Source organism: Marinicella pacifica (genome assembly GCF_014636635.1).
GTDB classification, from domain to species: domain Bacteria; phylum Pseudomonadota; class Gammaproteobacteria; order Xanthomonadales; family Marinicellaceae; genus Marinicella; species Marinicella pacifica.
This window is the reverse complement of record NZ_BMEO01000007.1, coordinates 21,654-44,376: the sequence shown is the minus strand read 5'-3', so window position 1 is coordinate 44,376 and position 22,723 is coordinate 21,654. Positions and strand designations below refer to the sequence as shown.

Annotated in this window: 21 protein-coding genes; 17 read left to right on the top strand and 4 right to left on the bottom strand. The window is 45.9% G+C overall.

Annotated features, from left to right (window positions below; translation table 11 throughout):
• Window positions 1–18: 18 nt before the first annotated feature.
• The 15 genes from IEV16_RS09170 (at window position 19) to IEV16_RS09100 (ending at window position 15,942) form a co-directional block, all read left to right on the top strand.
• A complete protein-coding gene (locus IEV16_RS09170; protein ID WP_188365404.1) occupies window positions 19–1,014 on the top strand; it encodes a DNA-directed RNA polymerase subunit alpha in 996 nt (331 codons plus the stop codon).
• 10 nt (window positions 1,015–1,024) lie between these two features.
• Complete coding sequence (gene rplQ / locus IEV16_RS09165) at window positions 1,025–1,423, top strand: 50S ribosomal protein L17 (protein ID WP_188365403.1); 399 nt, start codon at window positions 1,025–1,027, stop codon at window positions 1,421–1,423.
• A gap of 122 nt (window positions 1,424–1,545) precedes the next feature.
• Entirely contained in the window at window positions 1,546–2,061 is a 516-nt protein-coding gene (locus IEV16_RS09160) for a disulfide bond formation protein B (protein ID WP_188365402.1), read from the top strand.
• On the top strand, window positions 2,058–3,419 hold the full coding sequence (locus IEV16_RS09155) for a class II 3-deoxy-7-phosphoheptulonate synthase (RefSeq protein WP_188365401.1): 1,362 nt from the start codon (window positions 2,058–2,060) through the stop codon (window positions 3,417–3,419). Before IEV16_RS09160 ends, IEV16_RS09155 begins: the two co-directional genes overlap by 4 nt.
• A 58-nt stretch (window positions 3,420–3,477) precedes the next feature.
• Window positions 3,478–4,218 carry a class I SAM-dependent methyltransferase gene (locus IEV16_RS09150; protein WP_188365400.1) on the top strand — a complete coding sequence of 247 codons (741 nt, stop codon included), beginning with the start codon at window positions 3,478–3,480 and terminating at the stop codon, window positions 4,216–4,218.
• A 77-nt stretch (window positions 4,219–4,295) separates the two neighbouring features.
• A complete protein-coding gene (locus IEV16_RS09145; protein WP_188365399.1) occupies window positions 4,296–6,830 on the top strand; it encodes a serine/threonine-protein kinase in 2,535 nt (844 codons plus the stop codon).
• A gap of 89 nt (window positions 6,831–6,919) precedes the next feature.
• Window positions 6,920–8,707, top strand: a complete 1,788-nt coding sequence (locus IEV16_RS09140) for an FAD-dependent oxidoreductase (RefSeq protein ID WP_188365398.1) — start codon at window positions 6,920–6,922, stop codon at window positions 8,705–8,707.
• Complete coding sequence (locus IEV16_RS09135) at window positions 8,704–10,560, top strand: 2-oxoacid:acceptor oxidoreductase subunit alpha (protein ID WP_188365397.1); 1,857 nt, start codon at window positions 8,704–8,706, stop codon at window positions 10,558–10,560. The genes IEV16_RS09140 and IEV16_RS09135 overlap by 4 nt, the downstream gene beginning before the upstream one ends.
• Window positions 10,557–11,609: a 2-oxoacid:ferredoxin oxidoreductase subunit beta gene (locus IEV16_RS09130; RefSeq protein ID WP_188365396.1), complete on the top strand. Its 1,053-nt coding sequence runs from the start codon at window positions 10,557–10,559 to the stop codon at window positions 11,607–11,609. The genes IEV16_RS09135 and IEV16_RS09130 overlap by 4 nt, the downstream gene beginning before the upstream one ends.
• Before the next feature lie 269 nt (window positions 11,610–11,878).
• Window positions 11,879–12,139 (top strand): GlsB/YeaQ/YmgE family stress response membrane protein, encoded by a 261-nt coding sequence (locus tag IEV16_RS09125; protein WP_188365395.1) that lies wholly within the window; start codon window positions 11,879–11,881, stop codon window positions 12,137–12,139.
• Between the two features lie 113 nt (window positions 12,140–12,252).
• Entirely contained in the window at window positions 12,253–12,675 is a 423-nt protein-coding gene (locus IEV16_RS09120; protein ID WP_188365394.1) for a GFA family protein, read from the top strand.
• A 77-nt stretch (window positions 12,676–12,752) separates the two neighbouring features.
• Complete coding sequence (locus IEV16_RS09115) at window positions 12,753–13,652, top strand: TraB/GumN family protein (RefSeq protein WP_188365393.1); 900 nt, start codon at window positions 12,753–12,755, stop codon at window positions 13,650–13,652.
• 18 nt (window positions 13,653–13,670) lie between these two features.
• On the top strand, window positions 13,671–14,114 hold the full coding sequence (locus IEV16_RS09110) for a hypothetical protein (protein ID WP_188365392.1): 444 nt from the start codon (window positions 13,671–13,673) through the stop codon (window positions 14,112–14,114).
• 236 nt (window positions 14,115–14,350) lie between these two features.
• On the top strand, window positions 14,351–15,307 hold the full coding sequence (locus tag IEV16_RS09105; RefSeq protein ID WP_188365391.1) for a DUF3667 domain-containing protein: 957 nt from the start codon (window positions 14,351–14,353) through the stop codon (window positions 15,305–15,307).
• 8 nt (window positions 15,308–15,315) lie between these two features.
• The gene (locus IEV16_RS09100) at window positions 15,316–15,942 is read left to right on the top strand and encodes a class I SAM-dependent methyltransferase (RefSeq protein ID WP_188365390.1); all 627 of its coding nucleotides are present in this window, start codon (window positions 15,316–15,318) and stop codon (window positions 15,940–15,942) included.
• A gap of 18 nt (window positions 15,943–15,960) precedes the next feature.
• On the opposite strand, the gene IEV16_RS09095 is transcribed toward IEV16_RS09100, so the two are convergent.
• The 4 genes from IEV16_RS09095 to IEV16_RS09080 form a co-directional block, all read right to left on the bottom strand.
• Entirely contained in the window at window positions 15,961–18,192 is a 2,232-nt protein-coding gene (locus tag IEV16_RS09095) for a PepSY domain-containing protein (RefSeq protein WP_188365389.1), read from the bottom strand.
• 72 nt (window positions 18,193–18,264) lie between these two features.
• The gene (locus IEV16_RS09090; protein WP_188365388.1) at window positions 18,265–18,735 is read right to left on the bottom strand and encodes a DUF2271 domain-containing protein; all 471 of its coding nucleotides are present in this window, start codon (window positions 18,733–18,735) and stop codon (window positions 18,265–18,267) included.
• Window positions 18,736–18,753: 18 nt separating this feature from the next.
• The gene (locus tag IEV16_RS09085; protein WP_188365387.1) at window positions 18,754–19,125 is read right to left on the bottom strand and encodes a PepSY domain-containing protein; all 372 of its coding nucleotides are present in this window, start codon (window positions 19,123–19,125) and stop codon (window positions 18,754–18,756) included.
• Between the two features lie 80 nt (window positions 19,126–19,205).
• On the bottom strand, window positions 19,206–20,555 hold the full coding sequence (locus IEV16_RS09080; protein ID WP_188365386.1) for a ferredoxin reductase family protein: 1,350 nt from the start codon (window positions 20,553–20,555) through the stop codon (window positions 19,206–19,208).
• Window positions 20,556–20,688: 133 nt separating this feature from the next.
• On the opposite strand from IEV16_RS09080, the gene IEV16_RS09075 reads away from it, so the two are divergent.
• Together IEV16_RS09075 and IEV16_RS09070 are read left to right on the top strand one after the other, a co-directional pair.
• Window positions 20,689–21,348, top strand: coding sequence for a response regulator transcription factor (locus tag IEV16_RS09075; protein WP_188365385.1), 660 nt, complete (start codon window positions 20,689–20,691; stop codon window positions 21,346–21,348).
• The gene (locus IEV16_RS09070; protein WP_188365384.1) at window positions 21,345–22,676 is read left to right on the top strand and encodes a sensor histidine kinase; all 1,332 of its coding nucleotides are present in this window, start codon (window positions 21,345–21,347) and stop codon (window positions 22,674–22,676) included. Before IEV16_RS09075 ends, IEV16_RS09070 begins: the two co-directional genes overlap by 4 nt.
• The last annotated feature ends 47 nt before the right edge of the window (window positions 22,677–22,723 follow it).

Genomic DNA, 22,723 nt, shown 5'->3' with positions numbered 1-22,723 from the left:
AACAACGAGAGATTTATCATGTCTGACATACTTGCTAAATTATTGCGCCCAAAAGTTGTGGACGTCGATGAACGTTCAGATTACAGCGCAAAAATAACCATAGAGCCGTTAGAACGCGGATTTGGTCACACCCTGGGTAATGCTTTTAGACGTATCTTATTGTCTTCAATTCCCGGTTGTGCCATCACAGAAGTTAACATTGACGGTGTTCAGCACGAGTTTTCCACCATTGAAGGCGTCAGCGAAGATGTGGTCGAAATTCTGTTAAACCTCAAAACCCTGGCTTTTTCCATGCCGGATCGTGATGAAGCTGAACTGACCTTAAAAGCGTCCAAAAAAGCCGTGACTGCCGGTGATATTCAGTTACCCGATGGTGTTTCAGTGGCCAATCCGGATGTGGTGATTTGTCATTTGGACAAAAAAACCAGCATCAATATGACCATGAAACTTGAAAAAGGTGTGGGTTATGAGCCGGCGGCCAATCGCCAGACCGGTGAGGAATCACGTCCCATTGGTCAGTTATTGCTGGACGCCAGTTTTTGTCCGGTCAAACGGGTGGCCTACAATGTGGATAACGCCCGGTTACAACAAAAAACCAACCTCGATAAGCTGATTTTAGACATCGATACCGATGGGTCCATCACGGCTGAAGAGGCGGTGCGCATTGCGGCCCGCATTCTGGTTGAACAACTGGCCATCTTTATCGATTTCAAAATTGAAGCCACGGTTGAAAAAGAGGAAGAGGAAGAAAAACTCAACCCGATTTTACTCAAGCCCATCGATGAGTTGGAATTGACGGTGCGATCAGCGAATTGCTTAAAAGCTGAAAACATACAATACATTGGTGATTTGATTCAACGCACAGAAGTTGAACTGTTAAAAACCCCTAATCTGGGTAAAAAATCACTCAATGAAATTAAAGGTGTACTATCCGAAATGGGTTTAACCCTCGGAGTGCGATTAGACAACTGGCCGCCGGCAGCAATCCGAACTGCTGAGCGTCTTATCGGATAAGGACAGACTCATGCGTCACAGAAAATCAGGTAGAAAATTAAACAGAAACGCATCGCACCGTAAAGCGATGTTCAAAAACATGTCAGCATCATTGTTCGAACATGAGCTGATTAAAACCACGGTCCCTAAAGCCAAAGAGTTACGTCGTGTTGCCGAGAAGTTAATCACTTTAGCGAAAGTGGATAATGTGGCTAACCGCCGTCTTGCATTTGCCCAATTACGCAGTAAAGAAGTGGTGGGTAAATTATTCAATGAACTGGGACCGCGTTACCAGGAACGACCCGGCGGCTATTTGCGCATATTAAAATGCGGTTTCCGAGCCGGCGACAATGCACCGATGGCCTATGTTGAATTGGTGGATCGTCCGATTAAATCTGCTGCGGTTGAAGTGGCCGATGACGACGAATAAATTTTATCGTCCGGATTTAAGAAAAACCCGCCCATGTGCGGGTTTTTTTGTCTTTCATATAATAAAAAGGCTGACATATGGTGTCGAATTTTGCTAATCTAACTGTTTTATAACTGAACGCCATGGCCGTGCAAAAAAACACATTCAGACTGATTACTTTATTGCCGTTTTTACTTTGTTCGGGTTTAATTGCTTATGCGCTGTATGTTGAGTACGTTGATTTCTTAATGCCCTGTAACCTCTGTATTTTACAACGTGTGGTGTATATCCTCATTGGCCTATTGTTCTTTGTCGCGGCTTTTAAACCAACCTTGCACTGGGGACGCAAATTAATCGGCGCATTGGCGCTCATTGTGTCAGTCATCGGAATTGCCATCAGTGGCCGACATGTCTGGATGCAGGGTCTGCCACCTGAACAGGTACCCGATTGTGGTCCCAGTTTACAAATGATGATGGACTCAACACCGTTATGGGATGTCCTGGAAGCTGTGCTCACAGGTTCGGGTAATTGTGCCGATGTTCAGTGGGAGTTGTTTGGGTTGAGTATGCCCACCTGGTCCTTGGTGATGTTTATCGGTCTGTTCTTATTTATTTTAATCTGGATGTTTATGCCAGTTCATATCTTAAAAAAACCATGAATACCCATGCCCATAAAAAACTAAATCCTGAATGGTCTGTTGACAGCTGGAAGCATAAAACCATCCGGCAACAACCCACATACCCCGATCAACAAGCTTTAAACCAGGCTTTGGCTACCCTCGGTGACTTACCGCCATTGGTAACATCCTGGGAAATCATTCGCTTAAAAAAATACCTGGCCGAAGTGGCAGCCGGCAAACGCTTTTTAATTCAGGGCGGTGATTGTGCCGAAAGTTTTGATGATTGTAATTCCTCAATCATATCAAATCGCTTAAAAGTACTGATTCAGATGAGTCTGGTCATTATTCACGGTTGTCAGACACCGGTGGTGCGTGTGGGCCGGTTTGCCGGACAATATGCCAAGCCACGCAGTGCCGATATGGAAACCCGTGATGGTCAGTCATTACCTTCGTTTCGTGGCGACATTGTTAACCAGAATACTTTCGACGAGGCCGCGCGGGTGCCCAACCCGGATAATATGTTGAAAGCTTACCATTATTCAGCGATGACCCTGAATTTTATTCGGGCCCTGGTTGATGGTGGTTTTGCTGATATCAGACACCCTGAGTACTGGGATATTGCCTGGGTACAACATTCTAAAAATGCCGAAAAGTTTAGAGAACTGGTCAGTAAAATCACAGAATCTGTGCATTTTGCAGAGGTGTTGGTAGGCCGACCGGTTAATAACCTCTCCAGTGTCGAATTTTTCAGTGCCCATGAAGCCTTGCATTTGCACTATGAACAGGCGCTGACACGCCGGGTACCACGACAAACCGGGTATTTTAATCTGGGCACGCATTTTCCATGGATTGGTCTCAGAACCAACCAAATAGACAGTGCTCATGTGGAACTTCTGCGCGGTATCGAAAATCCGATTGGCGTTAAAATCGGTAAAGAAACCGAAAGTGATCATTTAATTGATTTGTGCCAGACCCTCAACCCCAATAACGAAGCGGGTAAACTCACGCTGGTGCACCGTTTCGGCGCCGGTAATATTGAAAGCAATCTACCACGCCTGATAAAAACCGTGCAAAAAGCCGACCTCAATGTCGTCTGGTGTGCCGACCCCATGCACGGTAACACCGAATCAACTTCTAACGGCTACAAGACACGTCGTTTTGAAAATATTTCTAAAGAAGTCGAAGAATCCTTTAAAGTGCACAAAGACAACGGCTCTCTGCTTGGTGGTGTTCACCTCGAACTGACCGGCGAAAATGTCACCGAATGCCTCGGCGGTGCCCGCGCCTTACAAGAAGCCGATCTCAGTCGTGCTTACACCACTCAGGTCGATCCGCGTCTAAATTACGAACAAGCGCTTGAACTGGCCTTTTCGATTAAGGACTTTTATCATCAATAATTATTTTGTTTTGATGGGTAAACGCAGGGCGTGTCATGGGTCTTAATGCATTATTTTTATGAAAGCGTCTGCATACCAAAATCTGGCTGAAAACCAGCAACACCACTGGTGGTATCGTGGGCGCAGAGCAGTCATTAAAAAGACACTGACAAAATACCTCCCTCATCGGGACAAGCGTATTGTAGAAATCGGTTCAGGTGCCGGGGGTAACTTATCCATGCTTAAAGCATTTGGTAAAGTCAGTGCATTTGAGATGGATGACTTTGCCAGAGAACACGCGACAAGACACAGCAGTGATGTTGACATCAATAAAGGGCATTTGCCCGATGGTTTGACGGTTCGGCCCGGTTCGGTGGATGTTGTTTGTTTATTTGATGTCTTGGAACATGTTCAAGATGACCGAAGTGCATTAATAAAAATACATGAATTGCTGGCTGATAATGGCGTGTTAATTCTGACGGTACCGGCGTATCAGTGGCTGTATGGTCATCACGATGAACAACTTGAACATTTTCGTCGTTATTCCATGCGGCACTTAAAGCGCCTGCTTCAAAGCACGGGATTTAGGGTCACATACAGCAGCTATTTTAATTTTTTATTGTTCCCGGTTGCTTTGGTGGTGCGGCTAATGAACAACATTAACCCAAACCTGATGCCGGTGGGCACCGGTAAACCGCATAATCGCCTCAATGAATCCCTGTATTTTATTTTTAAGCAAGAGTCGAAAATTTTGCCTAAATGGCGTCTGCCTTTTGGCTTATCGATTATTATGGTGGTCACAAAGTCAGCAGATTGCTGAGGATAGGCCTGCTTGGACTAAAAGACTGAGGTATGTCTAAAAATCATTTATAATAATTACAAGCTGAGGTCCGTTTTATGTCAAACCATCAAACCCAGGTCAACGAACTACTCAAGAAAATTCTGTCTATGCAAACACAGGATGCTTTTGAATTTCTGAAACAGTCTGATGCCCCCAAAGATGTGATTGATGAGGTGGCATTGCTAATGACCCCATCAAAAACCCGAACGGCCTTTCTCAACGACAGGGGGTTATTAGAATCGGTCTTGAATGACTTAACAGAAAAAGATCTATCCGGTCAGTCCATTCAAAACCTTAAATTGATTCAACCGCTCGGTCAAGGTGGCATGGGGCAGGTTTACCTGGCCGAAGACACCACATTAAAACGCCGTGTGGCAGTGAAAATACTCCACCGAAATCACAGCATCAGTTCGCAGGCCAAAGAAAGGTTTCGCCGTGAAGCGATGATTTTGTCACAGCTGGATCACCCCAATATATGCCGGATATATAATTTATTGGAGAATCCCGACAGTGATATATTGGTGCTGGAGTTGATTGAAGGTCAAACCCTCAGAGATGCACAAACTGAACATTGGTCAAATGCCCGGAAAATCCGCACCGCCATGGCTTTGTTAGCGGCTTTAAAAGTTACCCACAATCAAAACATTATCCATCGGGATTTAAAGCCCGAGAACATCATGTTGACCCACTCGGGACAGCTTAAAGTACTGGATTTTGGAATCTCACGTTTAGAATCGAAAATAAACAGCCCCAAAACAAGTCCAAATCATGACAAATTAGCTGTCAATACCACTGTTCAGGGAGCAATCATGGGCACCCTGACTTATATGTCCCCGGAACAGGCGACCGGTGATGAAGTCACCACCGCTTCTGATATCTATACCCTGGGTTTGGTGTTTCAGGAATTATTTTCACAAACACCGGTGTATAAAAAGGACTTAACCGCTGAACAGTTATTAGATCATTCATCCCAGGCAAAAACCCAGAAGCCCACCGATTTGAGCCATGATCTGACTCACTTAATTGAGCGCATGAAGTCCGCTTCGCCGGCACAACGCCCCACCGCGGTGGATGCTTTAGCCATGTTGAAAAAGATACAACAAAAACCGGCACGTCGTCTTAAATGGTTGGCGGCTGTTGTGGCTGTTCTGGTTGTTTCGGTGGCTGTTTTTAAGTATATCAGTGATTTAAGTCATGAAAGAAATCAGGCTCAAATCGCCCAACATAAAGCCGAAAAAGCGCAGCAGCAAGCCGAGCAGGTGGCCTCATTTTTGGTGTCTATTTTTGAAGTTTCCAATCCATTTTTACAAAAAGCAGAAGACATCACCGCCATCGATTTATTGAATCAGGGTGCAGAAAAAATTAACACAGAACTGGATGATGAGCTGGAATTACATCATGTGATGAAAGCCACCATTGGTGATGTGTTTCATGTACTGGGTCGTATGGAGAAAGCCGAATCTTTGATTCAGCCGGCTTACGAACAGATTAAAGACATGAATGATGCCAGTGCCGCCAATAAACAAGCCATCGCCTCGCAGTACGCCACCTTGCGCATGGATCAGGGGGATTTTGATCAGGCTTTGAAATTATTTAAAGCCTCGAATCAATACCAGCCTGATAATCTGGAGACAATTTTATTTAATAAAAATTACATGGCTCTGATTCATATCCGCTTAAACCAGTTTGATCAGGCACTGGCCATCACCGACGAAATCATTCAAATCGCTCAACAAAACCCGCAAACGAATCCCCAACATCTGGCTGATGCACATAACGCCCGTGGTATGGGTTTTTTGAATAAGGGTGAGTTAAGCCAGGCTGAAAACAGTTTTAACCAGGCCCTGGATATTATCGACAAAAAACAGCCAGATAATGTGCTGGGTTTAAAAGCCAATTTGATGGGCAATCTGGCGCACGTGTATTCATTGACCGACCGAAGACCTGAGTCAATAAAACTTAGGCATCAGGTGATTGAAATATATGAAGCCCAATTACCGCCCTTTCACGCTGATTTAATTGGTGCTTATGATAATCTGGCAGTGGATTACTTTTTCCTTCAAGACTTAGAACAGGCGAAATTCTGGAATAGAAAATCATTGGACGTGTTTGAACACATCATTTCGGTTAATCCGGACAATGGTCAGAACTTTAATTATGAATACGGTATGACTTTAGCCAATTACGGTGTTTTGTTGACCAAAAATGAGGATTATCAGCAAGCTGTGGACGTATTCACGCAGGTGGTGGATTTGATGACCCGGGCATTGGGTACTGACCATGATACCGTGGCCGCCTATCGGTTCGAACTGGCCAATGCCTGGTATCATATCGGCGAGTCGGAAAAAGCCCTGCAGGAAATCGAATTAGCCCAGGCTATTTTTCCCCACGATGACATTCCTTTTCACCGCCGTGAACTGAGAACCTGGTTGCTCAAAGCCACCATTAGGCATGAACAAGGTCAACACGCAGCGGTTGAAGCGATTAAACAAATTGTGTTCAAGACCCTGAAAGCACAGGATCCGGTGAATGAAGACTGGCTGAAGATGGCGCAGGAAAAATTTGACACATTCAAAACCGACAAAACTTAATCTTGTCTTCACTAACAGAATAGATGATTTATGTAATGGCGGTATAATTTTAGTTTATAATTGTTGAGTAAAACCATCAGGTAACCGCCATGAAGCCAACTGATACATCCGATCCAGACTATTTCCACAAGGTGGTGGACTGTCAATACGCGTGCCCCTCACACACCCCGGTGCCTGAATACATTCGTCTGATTGCGGCCGGGCGGTATGATGATGCGTATATGATTAACTGGCAGTCGAATGTCTTTCCTGGTGTTCTGGGTCGCACCTGTGACCGGCCCTGTGAGCCGGCTTGCCGGCGGGGCCGGGTGGAGGCTGAGCCGGTGGCGATTTGTCGTTTAAAGCGGGTAGCGGCGGACAATAAGACTGATATCCGAGACCGTTTACCGGCTATTCCCAAACAAAAAAATGGTAAAAAAATTGCTCTTATCGGTGGTGGTCCGGCGTCATTAACGGTGGCCAGGGATTTGATGCCGCTGGGTTATGAAATTGATTTGTATGATGATCAGAGTAAAGGCGGCGGTTTTATGCGCAGCCAAATCCCGGCATTTCGGTTACCGGAGACGGTGCTGGATGAAGAGGTGAATTACATTCTGGACATGGGTGTGGTGACCTTGTTTAATCAGGAAGTTACCAGCATGAAGGAAATTTTAGCTAAAAACTACGATGCGGTGTTTGTGGGTACCGGCGCGCCTCGGGGCCGTGATTTACCTGATTTGCCGGGACGTAAAGAAGGTGATGCCAATATTCACATCGGCATTAATTGGCTGGCTTCGGTGGCTTTTGAGCACGTCAAAAAAATCGGCAAACGGGTGTTGGTTTTGGGTGGCGGTAACACCGCCATGGATTGTTGCCGCACAGCCATTCGCCTCGGCGGTGAAGATGTCCGGGTGGTGGTGAGAAGTCCGAAATCCGAGATGAAAGCCTCGCCCTGGGAAATCGAAGATGCCCTGCATGAAGACATCCCGATTTATGAAAATCACAACCCCAAAGCTTTTATCACCGAACAAGGTCGGCTTGTGGGGATGTTGTTTGATGTGGTTGAGCCGGTGTTTGATGAAAAGGGTCAGCGCACACTGGTGCCGACCGGTGAAGAGGTGATGATGCCTTGCGATGATGTGCTGATGGCGATTGGTCAACTCAATGCCTTTCCCTGGATTGAGCGTGATATTGGCATTGAATTTAATGACTGGGATATGCCGGAGGTGGATAAAACCACCTTTCAAACCTCGCTATCGCAGGTTTTTGTTGGCGGTGATGCGGCCTGGGGTCCGGAGAACGTGATTACCGCAGTGGCCCATGGTCATCAGGCGGCCATTTCCATTGATAAACACTGTCAATCTGAAGATGTGCGGGATCGACCGGCACCGGATTTTAATCTGGCGAGCCAGAAAATGGGCTTTCATGATTGGCTCTATGATGCGCATATTTCGGATGATGCGCGCAATATTGTGCCTTTGGTGGACAAGAAAACAGCGATTGCGGATCGTAAGTTAGAAGTCGAGAAAGGCTTTGATTTTAGCCAGGGATATGAAGAGGCCATGCGCTGTTTAAACTGCGATGTACAAACCGTGTTTGAGACCGACCGCTGTATTGAATGTGACGCCTGTGAGGATATTTGTCCGGTGGATTGTATTAATTTTATCGATAATGACACGGAGGATAACTTACGCGAGCAGATAAAAGTGAAAGCCACCAACCTGGACCAGTCCTTATATGTTTCTGACACCTTAAAAACCAAACGGGTGATGGTTAAGGATGAAAATGTCTGTTTGCATTGCGGCTTATGTGCTGAGCGCTGTCCCACCGGCGCCTGGGACATGAAGAAATTCCTGCTGCATTCAGCCACCGCCGCCAGCAACAGGTCCAAGCCATGACTAATGAAAATACCCTGTCAGCCACCAACGATTGTGTGATTCGTTTTGCTAATGTCAACGGTTCGGGCTCGGCGTCAGCTAATAATTTATTCAGCAAGGCTGTGTTCCGGCTCGGTGTGCCGGTGTCGGCGAAAAACATTTTCCCCTCGAATATTCAGGGCCTGCCCACTTGGTTTGAAGTCAGGGTCAGCGAGCAGGGCTATTTGGGGCGGCGCGGCGGTTATGATTTTATGGTGGCCGTCAATGGTCAGACCATGTATAAGGATTATCTCGAATTATTACCCGGCGGCTATTTTTTCTATGATTCATCAAAACGTCTGCCGGATAGCTATGACAGATCAGACATCCATTTAATCGGTGTGCCCTTAACGGACATCACCAACAGTCAATACAGCGATCCGCGGCAACGGCAGATTTTTAAAAACATTATTTATGTGGGCGCTTTGGCTTATTTACTGGACATGGATTTTCGGGTGTTTGAAGAATCCATTGAATCGCTGTTCGCTCAAAAGCCTAAACTTATCGAACCCAATATCAAAGCCCTGAAATTGGGGTATGATTATGCTGAAAAACACCATACTGATATTTGTCGATTGAATATCCATCGCCGCGATTTAAATGGTGATCAGATATTAATGGAAGGCAACGCCGCTGCCGGCTTGGGGGCGGTCTATGCCGGTGCCACCGTGGCCGGCTGGTATCCGATCACGCCATCGACCTCCGTGATTGAGGCCTTTGAGCGCTATTGTCGGGCTTACCGGGTTGATAAAGCCAGTGGCCGCAACAAATTTGCCATTTTACAGGCGGAAGATGAATTGGCCGCCATTGGCATTGTCATAGGTGCCAGTTGGAACGGCGCCCGGGCTTTTACCGCCACCTCGGGTCCCGGCGTGTCTTTGATGAGCGAATTTCTGGGGCTGGCGTATTTTGCCGAAATTCCGGTGATGTTGATGGATATTCAGCGCACCGGTCCCAGTACCGGTATGCCGACCCGTACCCAGCAGTCAGACCTGATCAGCGCCGCCTATGCCTCACACGGTGACACCCGGCATGTTTTACTGTTTCCGGCCAACCCCACAGAATGTTTTGACATGACGGTCACCGGCTTTGATCTGGCCGACCGTTTACAAACCCCGGTTATTCTCATGAGTGATCTGGATCTTGGCATGAATGTCCACCAGTGTGATCCGATTAAATGGGATGACAGCCGGGTGTATGACCGCGGTAAAGTACTGAATGAACAGCAATTGACTGATTTAAGCGAACGCTGGGGCCGTTATTTAGATGTCGATGGTGATGGTATTCCTTACCGCACCATTCCCGGGACCCATCCTGAAAAAGGGGCGTTTTTCACCCGTGGCTCGTCCCATGATGAGTATGCCGCCTATACCGAAGATGGCGAAGTCTATGCCCGGGGCATGCAGCGTTTATTGGTCAAATGGGACACGGCAAAAACTTTGGTACCGGCAGCGGAAGTGACATCTGACGGCGCCGATATCGGGGTGATTTATTTCGGCACCAGTGCCTATTCCAGCCGGGAGGCTTTGGATCAATTGCGCAGTACACAAGCAATGGATGCCATGCGCATCAAGGCCTTTCCTTTTGGTCAAGAAGTGGCAGAATTTATTAAACAACATTCGATTATTTTTCTGATTGAGCAAAACCGGGATGCACAAATGAAAGCCCTGTTGGTGAATGAATTGGCCATTGATCCGAATACAATTATTTCGGTGTTGAATATGGACGGTATGCCGATTACGGCTGAATTTTTAGTCACTGAAATTCAATGTCATTTAGATCAGCTGGCTGTTCACAACCCTGACAATCAACAAACAACCGGAGGTGCGGCATGACTTATATTCGTCCCAATTTCAGACACCCCGAAAGCCTCCGCAATGATGCCGGTTATTCGATTAAGCACTACGAAGGCGCTTTATCCACCTTATGTGCCGGTTGTGGTCATGATTCCATCAGTGCCGCGATCATTAAATCCTGTTTTGATTTAAACTTAGCGCCGCATAAAATCGCTAAAATTTCCGGTATCGGCTGTTCATCGAAAACCCCGACTTATTTCCTGGGTAAAGCCCACGGCTTTAATTCCGTTCATGGCCGCATGCCTTCTGTGACCACTGGTGCCAATATGGCCAATAAAGACCTGTTGTATTTAGGCGTGTCTGGTGATGGTGACACCGCGTCCATCGGTATGGGACAATTCGCCCATGTGGTTCGGCGTAATTTAAACATGGTTTATATCGTTATGAATAACGGTTGTTATGGCCTCACAAAAGGTCAGGATTCTGCCACCGCTGATCAAGGTTCAGTCAGCAAAAAAGGCGTCCCCAGTGTGTTTGATTCCATTGATTTATGCCAAATGGCCTTGCAACTGGGTGCCGGTTTGGTGGCTCGCTGTTTTTCCGGTGACAAGAAACAATTGATACCGATTATCAAAGCCGCCATTCAACATCAGGGCTTCGCTTTTATTGATGTGATCTCACCCTGTGTAACCTTTAATAACACGCCGCAATCAACCAAGGGCTATGAATGGGTGCGTGAGCATATGGAAGCCACGGGCACCATCGACTTTATTCCGGACCGGACTGAAATTACCCTGGATTATCCCGCCGGCAGCTCCCGCACAGTGACCTTGCACGATGGCAGCGAATTGCATTTACAAAAAAGTAGCGCCGATTATGATTTAAGCAACCGCAAAGCCGCCATGCAGCAAATAGAAACCGTCAAAGAACAGCAAAAAATCCTCACCGGACTGATTTATCACAATGACACCAAGCTGGATACCCACGGCAAAATTAATACCGTCGATACACCTTTGAATGCATTGACGCAGGATGAGCTGTGTCCCGGCTCTGAAGTGCTGGCGGCTTTGAACGCGAAATTACGCTGATTTATTGGCTGTGATTTGAACGTGTTATTGGCGTCATATCGCACCGCATAAGGCAGCCGCAAAGGGTGCGACGACAAGAATATTTCAACATTGAGCAGTTGTTATGCCGATAGAATTTATTAAGAAATATCTATTGATGGGATTTTCTGGGTGCCGGCAATTTCATAATAAATAAGGTAAATTTGAAGCATTTGTGCTATTTTAATTAAACCTGAAACAGGCATCATAAGATACCTGTTTGACAGGCACATAATGAGGAGGAGAAAAGTATGACACTCGAAGGTTTTTTAATTATTTGTTTGATTGGTGGTATTGCCGGTTGGTTGGCGGGCGTACTAGTTAAGGGTTATGGCTTTGGTATTGTGGCCAACATCTTAATTGGTATTGTCGGTGCATTTATTGGCAGTTGGCTGTTTACCCAGTTGGGAATTTCGATTGCCGGTGGTATTTTAGGGAGCATTATTGTCGCCACCATTGGTGCGGTGGTGTTACTACTGGTTATTGGTGTGATTAGGAAAGCAACCAAATAACAACGGACAAAAATAACAAAAAAACCCAGGCTGCTACTGGGTTTTTTTGATTGTATCGTCAGTGTTTTTGTTTAAATCAGTTATGATGAAACCCAAAAGTTGAGGATAAAATTATGGATAAAGTATTAAAGGCCAACGGTCAATGTTTATGTGGCGCAGTGCGCTTTGTGGCTCAAGCAGCGAGCCAAAGTGTTGGGGCTTGTCATTGTAATACCTGTCGAAAATGGACCGGCGGGCCGCTTATGGCGGTCGAATGTGGTACCGATGTTGAATTTTCGGGTCAGGATTCGATTGGTGTTTATGCCTCTTCAGATTGGGCGGAGCGTGGGTTTTGTCAAAAATGCGGCACCGGTTTGTTTTATAAACTCAAACAACCCGGGCTTTACATTATACCCGCGGGTATTTTGGATATTGAATCCCAATTAAATTTTGATAATCAGGTTTTTATTGATGAAAAGCCAGGCTATTACTGTTTTTCAAATCAAACCAAAAACCTAACCGGAGCCGAATTATTTGCTCAGTTTGGGGCTGAGTGATTTATCTTTTAAAAAATTATGTAACAAAAAGCCTGTTTCGTTACTAACTAAGTACTTTATTAAAATATGTGAATGCAATGAAAAAAATTATCACCTTATCTATTTTAACAGTTGTCTTATTTGACTTATCACTTGGCTTTGCAAATGCCAATAACGATTCTGAGGTTAAGCAATTAGAAAAATCAGTAGTCTGGGAAGTCACCGGACCGAATATTGAACATCCCTCGTACTTGGTTGGTACCATGCATATCATGTGTGAAAAAGATTTCGCCATTAGCCCAAAAATCAAAAACGTTTTTAATCAAGTTGAGCAGGCCTACTTTGAGATGGATATGGATAATCCGGATCTACAAGGGCAGATGATGAGTGCCATGGTGGCCAAAGAACCTCTGAAAGAACGGTTTTCAGAAGCGCAGTACAAGCAATTTGCTGAATTTTTAGAACAGCATAGTCAGTATAGAATTAGTATGTTTGAACAACTTGAGTATATCGCCATTATTTCGGCGTTAACTGTGGAGTCACTGGCCTGCCCAAATGTGAAGACCTTTGATACTGAACTGGCGGCTTTAGCACAAAAATTAGAGATGCCCATTTATGGTTTTGAAACTGTGGCCGAGCAGATGCAAGCTGTGACTGTCATGAACCCTAAAAAAGGCCAACTGATGTCTGAGAAAGAACTGGAAATGTTCGCTGAATTAGATCGGGTATTAAACCAAATGGTTGATTTGTACCACAAAGAGGATATCGTCGGTATGTTCGATTATATGTCCAATTATCCGGGTTCAGTCGATAACTGGGATGAAGTTCAAAAGGATATTCTTGATGACAGAAACAAAAACTGGGTCACCAAAATTTCCGAAATTATACAAAAAAAACCAACCGTGTTTGCATTCGGTGCGGGTCATCTGGCCGGTGAACAGGGCGTCATTCAATTACTGCGGGATGCCGGTTTAACCGTTAAGCCAATTATGAAATAATTAAAAATGAAAACAGCCATGTATAAATACAAACGACAACGTATCAGCGTCAATGACACCACATTTGACTTAATTACGCGCCTGGATAGTGAACATAATGATAGTATTTATCACCAAAATAAGCTGCTGTCATCTATTGAGATTAAGGGCGATAGAACCCATGAATTTGAATTTGTTAATAATCACTATATATTTCATGTGGACAGCGAACAGACCGTGACCGAGGTTCTGGTGAATGGCCGGTCGCAGGACTTTGCATGTGATGAAGTTAAATTAAGCCCATGGTTGAAATATTTGACGGGTATTGCATTTTTGATTATGGCGGCGATGGCCATCTTTGTCGATAAAACACTGAAATCTGACTATATGATGGGCTACTATGGTTTTCAAATGACCATTGCTGTGCTGATTTTATATCTTTTATTTAGGCAATATCGCTTTGCCTATCCACGGAAAAAATAGCCATCATTGGTTGCTTACCGGGCAGTTTGGTGTTTCTTACACTATTAATTTATGCCCTGTGCTAAAATAATTCACTGTTTAAGTCAGCAGGCCGATCAAAAGTGGGGTCGATTGTTAAACATCAACACAGCACTGAACGCGTGTGTCCAAATTGTGGCGGAAGTTATTCCGTAAGTTATAAGTATTGTCCGTATTGCAGTCAGAAATCCGGTTTAGGTCTTCACAGTGTCTGGCATATGATTGGTCAGTTCTTTGCCAACACTTTTAACTACGAAGCAAAAATAACACAAACTGCTATCGGACTGGTTAAACCCGGGTTTTTAACACGAGAATATTTAGCCACTCGCCGGGTTAATTACCTGTCGCCGATTCGGGTCTTTGTGGTATTGATGTTTATGCTGTTCTTATTGTTATCGCTGGCAGGCGTTGATAATCTACGTTTTACCAGCGGAGATAATAATTCCGAAAATAATACAATCAAAGGAACTGAAATAGACCGGTCAATATTGTTACGCTATATCTCACCTGACAGTTTTATTAATCAACATCTGACTGATATAAACGAATGGCTACAAAATCAGGATTTACCTGTCGATAAAAAAGACCAGATCCAGCAACATTTAACCGCTGCCGAAGAATTGATGGCATTGAACTTGGATAAAACCGGGCAATTAACCTTTTTTAATGGCAGTTACACCTTCAAACAGAATGATATTTATCAGCTGTCTGTTGATGAATTTATAGAAAAATACCAGGTGTCAAGCCTTCTGGATCAACTGACTTTTCGTGCCCTTCTACGGTTCACCCAGGACCCGAAAGGCTTTGTGAAATTTTTATTTGGTAATATGACCTGGGCGATATTTCTGGATGTGCTGTTAATGGCGACCCTGTTTAAATTGTTCTATCCGAAAACCCGCTATGTGGTCCATTTTGTTTATCATTTGCACCTACGGTCCTTTATTTTTCTCGGCCTGATGTTGGTTATTGGCTTATATGCCCTGATACCCAGTGGCTGGACTGTGGGTCTATCTATTATAGCCCTGTTAATTTACATCGCCATCAGCCTGCAGCGCGTTTACCCGCGTCACAAATTAAAGACCACGGTTTACTTTATTTTATTTATCCCTCTGGCGTCGATAAGCTTCTTCACCGCCACCTTTATTGTTTTGTTCCTCAGTTCAATTATGTTTTGAGACACCCTATGAATGCTAGCAACATTGATAAACAAGCCCATTGGGATCACATTTTCAGCGACAAACCTGACGAATCCTTGGGCTGGTATGAGCGGGATGTCTCTTACACCTTGGATTTCTTTCCGCCTGGTTTATTGGACAAGCCGCAAACGATATTTATCGTCGGAGCCGGGACCTCGCAGTTGGTGGATGGTTTGCTGGCCATGGGGTATCGATTGATTCTCAATGACATCAGTGAGGCGGCACTGGCCAGGCTGCGTGAACGAATTGGTGAGCAGAAGGACATCATCTGGTTAGCAGCTGATCTGTCACATCCTCTACCGAATGAATTACCAGCCGTGGATATCTGGATTGATCGCGCGGTGCTGCACTTTTTAATTGATAATCAGGCTATTGATAACTATTTTGTGAATCTTTATCGTTTGCTGAAAATGAACGGCTATGTGCTGTTGGCGGAATTTTCAGAATCCGGCGCGGAGCGCTGTGCGGGGTTACCGGTGCGGCGGTATTCTTTAGATGATATGAATCAGCGGATGTTACCGGATTTTGCTTTGATTAAGCATGCTCATTATGACTATATAACGCCGGCGGGTGGGCAGCGCCCGTATTTATACGCGTTATATCAGCGCTCATAAAAATCCTGCGATTAAATCTTAATAAACATCCTCGCGGTAACGGCCGGCGGCTTTTAGGGCGGTGACATCGAGTTCGATGGGAGCCAAAATGTCATTCATGGCGGTGACCACGCCACCTGCCATTTTGCGCCCGCCGCACACTAAAATCTGGGCATTATTTTGTATCAGCGCACGGATATGTTCGGCATCAGTGAGTAACTTGTCCTGGACGTAACCACTGTCTTTGGGGATTCTCGAAAAGGCGGTGTTGAGGCCGCTGAGTCGCTGGTCGCTGAGGTAGGTTTTGAGCTCTTGTTCATAGAGAAAATCGGAATCGGGATTGCGTCCGCCCCAATACAGGTACATGGGATGACGGGATTTGTTGTTACGAATAAAGCCGATTAAAGGCCCAAGGCCGGTTCCGGCACCGATTAAGATAATCGGTTGTTTGCCGCTGGCGGGGCGAAATTGTGGATTGTCCTGAATAAACGCTTCAATGGTTTCACCGATGTTCAAATTATGCAGAAAATTTGAACACAGTCCGCCTTGTACCTGACGAACGCATATTTCTAAAACCCCGTCAACGGATGCCGACGCCAGGGAATAATAACGGGGTATGGCGCTGCCCGGCGGTAAAATACCCACTAAATCACCGGCTTCAAAGTGAGGCAGTTTCGAGGTTTTGAATAATGTCTGAAACCATCCTGTGTGCTGGCTTTGGTCGGCCATTTTAAAACGCAAAACTGATGTGGGGGCCTGCACGCGTTCACCATAGTTAATGCGTTCTGCTAATTGTAAGGTTACGGTTTTGGGTTGTGGCGGGGTGTGGTCCAGTGTCAGTGGCGTGCCGATTTCCTGGCCGATGGCCTCGCCCCAACGGGCAAAGGTTTGACTTGATTGGCGATCAATCATTTCAGTGGTCAATAGCGCCGGCCAGCCTTTATGTTCTAAGGCGTCTGCAATCTGTTGTGCATAGCCACAGAATTTTGGAAATTGGCGGTCACCAAAACCCAAGACCGCAAAAGGTATGGACGGGGTATCAGCAACTTCTGCCAGGCGCTTAAGGAACTGTTTGGCTGACGCCGGGGCATCACCATCACCATAGGTGGCCGTTAAAATAAACAGTCGTTTCGCCTGTGGGTAGGTGTCGGCGAGCTTATTCATGGCGGCGGTATGAACCCGGTAACCGGCTGAGTTCAGGGCATTATGCAGGTTTTCAGCAAAGCCCCAGGTGCTGTTATTTTCACTGCCCACCAGGATCACGCTGTCAGCCGATGGGGCTTTGCTGTTGTTGCTGATACGTGGAATGGCACGTCTGCGTCGCCACCACACCTGGATGCCGGTCCATGTCATTAATGGCACCGTGAGGGCACTTAAGCCCAGTATTAAGGCCAGCCACCACAGTCCTTCACCGGTGTGTAACATATAGATGAATTCATAGATTTTTTGTCGGCTGTTATAGGGCTCAAAAGCCAATAATTGACCGGTTGATTGGTCAATAAAACCCATGCCTTGTTGGGTTGTGATTGAATAGACATCATAAGCGTCCTGCGGGTAGGGGTACACCAGTTCTCGAAGTTCAGAGACCGGAATGGCTTTAAGCGCAGCCAAGGAAGCAATGGCTGCCGGCTCTCCACCGTCCACTTGATCAGGAAAAGCCGGCTCCGTAGTTTGATGATCAGGAATAAACTCAAAGGTTTCCAGAGACATATAAAGACCGGTGATGGCCGATAACAGCAAGCCGATAAGTGCCAGACGACCGACCTGGCTGTGTAGCCGCTGTGATAGTGTTGAACCCTGAATGGGGCGGAACAAATAACGCCAGCCACCGGCTCTGTTCACCAGCATCAGGGTGCCGGAAATACTTAACAGCAGCATCACAAGGGCGCCTAAAGCGACCGCAATACGTCCCGGGGTGTCGAGTAGATAGGATCGGTGCAGGTTTTTCAGCCAGGTTTTAAAGGGTGTGATGGTATAAGGGCCAATTGTATTGGCGGTGAATGGGTCGATGCGATCGGCACCGGCCTGATTATTGTCCGTATAAAAAACAATCAGGGTGCCGGATGGGGTACGTTGTAGCTGCTCAATTTGTGGGTATCGGCTCGCCAGATTGCCGGTTAATTCCGCCACAGTGATGGCTGAAGTGCCCATAACGCTGGCTTGGCTGCGCTCAATGGTTGGATTAATCGATAAAATGACGCCGGTGATGGCCAGTACCACCACCAGTAGCAACGCCGATAAGCCCAATATGGAGTGGAGTTTACGTATCATGGCGTCTTTTCCTTATAGTAATCCGGCAGTCCTGAATACAATGTATTGGGCTGCCGGGTTAATCATGGTAGATTAAAATGAATAGCTGAAACTTTGCACGTAGCCACGGCCGGCAGTGGTTTGGCCGACACCTTCCGTGGTTAATGACACCACCACATCATTGCGATTATCCCGCATATCTTCCACCGCTGTATCCACCCTCACTTGAAAGCCAGAATCAATAAAGGAGTCTTCTAAATCGAGGGTAACTGTCATGGTTTTACCGGCTGCCACACTGGCACCGGTGAGGGCATCATATTCACTGCTGCGCAAGCCACTACCACGCGCCCAGCCGCTTAAGTGCTTGTAATATTTAGATTTTTCTCCGGCAATCCATAAGGTTTTTTGATATTGACCGGCTTCATTGGTGAGGTATAAGGCCACATAAGCGCCATCACCACCATAACTTTTCAGTTCGGTGGTGAAGGTGACTTCGCGGGCGTTGGCAACCATGGCCGATAATAAGCTGGCGATGGCTGCCGGTATCAGAATGCGATTGGTCATGCTGTCATCTCCGTGTTGTTACTGAATGTTTACTTTGGGTCTTTGTTTGCTGTCTTTATTGTTCGCAGGTTTTTGTTGGCCACTGCGTTTTTTTAAATAGCCAGAGCGATTGCCGGAACCCGTAAACTTGATTTCAAGTTCTATAATTTCCAAGCTAGCCGGTGAGAATTTGGCTTCTACACGGTGACCGTCCTGGTCAAAGCCTTTGACTTCATAACAGCCGTCATCGACTTTAATGCGCTTCACGTCCCAGCCGTTGTCAATCATCAGTTGACGCAGGTTTTCCTGCGGTTGCCATTCGGCCACCGGATCGGTGCAGTCATCATCAGCCAGTGCCGCTGTTGATATTAAAAAAGCGACCATCAATGCAGCCATTTGTACAATTTTCATGGTGTCTCTCCAGTTGTTTGAACCTTAACTATAATCTGCTTTCCTGACAATAACCTGAAAGCAGGTTTAAAATATTTAATTTATCGAAATTCAAAGGCTTCTTTACGAAACCGCAGTGAACCCGGTAGCATTTTCTTTAAGCCTGTTTCCAATAATCTGGCCAGGCCTTTGGGGCCACAGTACCAAACTTCCGTTACCTTTTTCGCAGCATCTCGATTGAGCAGGTCTTCCGTTGTGATTTTCTGACCTTTTTGACTGTCATGTATGTGTAGACTGATACCAGGTGAGTTATCAGATTTCAGGTTATCACATAACTGCTGTAATCGTGGCACCATCGGATCGGAGGAGCCATCATGGGTACAATAATGCATCTGCGCAGTCGGTACCTGTTCCGGGTGATTTTGTAATTCTTCTAACCAGGCTAAAAAGGGGGTTACACCAATACCGGCGGCCACCCAGATTTGCTCGGCGTTGGCTTTGTGGTGTTTTAAATCAAACCGGCCATAAGGCCCTTCAACAGTGACGGCTTGACCCTCGGTTATTTTTCCGGCTAAATTTTTGGTGTAATCGCCAAGGGCTTTTATTTCAAAAGTTAATTGACCATTGTTTTTATCCGCATTGGCAATAGTGAAAGGGTGGTTGCCTTCAAGCCGATCGAAACGCACAAAAGCAAATTGTCCCGCCCGGTGACCGGGCCATTTTTTACCCAATTGACAGACCACCTGAGTAATGCCTTGAGCACTGGCTGTAATGGATTTGATGGTGCCTTGAACCCGTCGTGTTCGGCCAATGTGTCCGGTTAAAGAGCGCATGGCTGCGATACTGCCGGCCACCATTAACAGGCCCAGTAGTAAGCCGATGGGTTGTTGCCACCAGCTAAATGGTGTTAGCCAGGCTGCATGAAAGACCAGTAATAAATACAGCACCGGCATAATACGGTGTAAATAACGCCAGAATTTGTAGGGAAAAAACTTCAATAGTGACAACAGCACCATGCCAGCCACCAGATAAAAGCTCCATTCACCCAAATCCTCAGCCAGTTCTTGCATAGTATCAACAAAGCCTGAAACCGAAGCCTCAGTGGGTTGTCCGGAGACCAACAAGAGCGATTCTAACAAGTCATCATTCATTTCAGTTAACCAATGTAGAACCGCAAAAATAACCGCTAATATCGCCGTCCATTTATGCAGTCGGTAGATCTTATCAAGGCCATTAAACACAGGTTCTAATATCGCCGGTCTGGTCGCCAGTATCATGGTTATCGACAGCAAGGCCATCGCCAATAGTCCTGTAACATACAGGATATTGTGGTATGTTATCCAGGGCAAATGAGTGCTTGCAGTTGCGTTCATGGCATAACTCCAGGCCCAGATAGCAACAATTACAGTGCTGATGAGTGCCAGCATAACAGTGAGTTTTTTATTATTCATTGTTTACATCCGATGACTAATTGTTGTTCACTTTATATGGCTATCCTGACAGCAAGCTGAAAATACTTATCGAAATTTACCTTATAATGGCCAATCGCGTTATGATTGATTAATTGAAAAGGCAGATTTTGAGATGCGGCTATTATTGCTTGAAGATACCATCGAGTTAGGTGAGGTAATCGACAATCAGATGACCGATGAAGGCCATGCGGTGGATTGGGTGCAAACCATTGGTCAGGCCAAAGCCGCACTGGCCAGTACCGAATACGATTTAATTTTACTTGATTTGATGCTGCCTGATGGCCATGGCATTGATTTGTTGAAGGCATTAAGACATTCAGGCGACAGTACAGCGGTGATTATTTTAACCGCTAAAGATCAGATTTCTGATCGGATCAAAGGTTTAAATGCGGGTGCCGATGATTATCTGGTCAAACCCTTTGATTTATCTGAGCTGAGTGCCCGGGTTGGTGCGGTAGCCCGACGTTATGCGGGCAACCCCAATCCAACCATTAAGCTGGCTGACTTAACTGTTGATTTAAACAATCATCAGGTTACTCGAGCCGGTGGTGAAATACAGTTAACCGCCCGTGAGTGGGCTTTGCTTGAAGCATTCTTACAAAGACCCGGTATGTTATTGTCAAAAGTGCAATTAGAAGATCATCTCTATGCTTTTGGTGCCGAAATTGAAAGTAATACCATTGAAGTTTACGTCAGTCGTTTACGCAAGAAGCTGGGCAAGGAACTGATTGAAACGGTGCGTGGTTTGGGCTATCGGATGAAAACTTCATGAAGCGGACAAAAAGTTTGCAAAAAACCCTGGGCGTCGGCTTAACTCTGGGTGTTGCTCTTTTATGGGTTTTGGCCCTGGTGGTGGCGGTAACTGTGTTGCGTGACAGAATGAATGAAATGTTTGATAGTGCTTTAGCGGAAACGGCGCAGCGTATTATGCCGTTGGCGGTGGTTGAAATTATCAACAGTGAACCCCCCGGGCAATTACAAAATATTATGCCATTCGCCGCTCATGACGAATATTTTATCTATCTGGTGCGCGATAACAGCGGTGCGGTTTTGCTGAAATCGCACAACGCGGATCCGGCGGTATTTAAGCCAGATTTTCAGACTGGTTTTAGTTCATCGGCAAGTCACCGGTTTTATGGTGCCTCAGCAGTTCAGGATACACTGCATATACAGGTGGCAGAACCCTTATCACAAAGACAAGAAGCGCTCCGGGAAATGGTTTTCACCCTGGTGTGGCCGCTGGCGATACTTATTCCACTGTGCTTTTTCGGCACCTGGGTTTTTGTGCGTTACAGTTTGCGCCATGTGCTGGCTTTTAGCGAAGCCATTAAATCACGTGATGGTGGCGACCTATCGCCGATACAAAACCATAATTTACCCGCTGAGGTTAATACCATTGCCGAATCTTTGAATGATTTATTGCAGCGATTGCGCCGGGCCATGGAGTTAGAACATGCCTTTACCGCTAACAGTGCCCATGAATTACGCACACCGATTGCCACGGCACTGGCACAAATACAAAGGCTGCAACAAACCTTGCCGGCGGGTTCGAGCCAGGAACAAGCCAGCAAAATCGAAACCTCGATACGGAAGCTGTCTCGATTATCTGAGAAACTGATGCAGTTAGCCAAAGCCGAAGGTGGCCGTTTATTGTCCTCTGAACGGCATGATTTAATCAGTCTTTTACGCTTGATTGTTGAAGAATTCAGACGCTCCTATGCAAATGCAGTCATTCACTTAAATGTACCGGACAATGAATCATTCATGTCTAATCTGGATGCCGATGCCTTTGCCATCCTGGTGCAAAACCTATTGGATAATGCCATTAAGCATGGTCATGAAGGTAAACCGATAGAGATACAGTTTTCTGCCCAGGGTACTTTACGCATCATCAATCATGCAGATGTTATCCCGGCCGAAAAATTAACTCAGCTTCATCGTCGTTTTGTCAGATCTAACAGCCAAGCTGAAGGATCCGGCCTGGGTTTAGCGATAGCTGATGCCATTGTTAGCGGTGTCGGTGCCACCATGACCATTCACTCACCTGCCGTTAATCGTATAGATGGTTTTGAAGTGCGTATTAATTTCTCTGGTATTTAGCCCGACGATGTCTTCAAAACAAGATAGATCTTTCCGCTTATATGAAA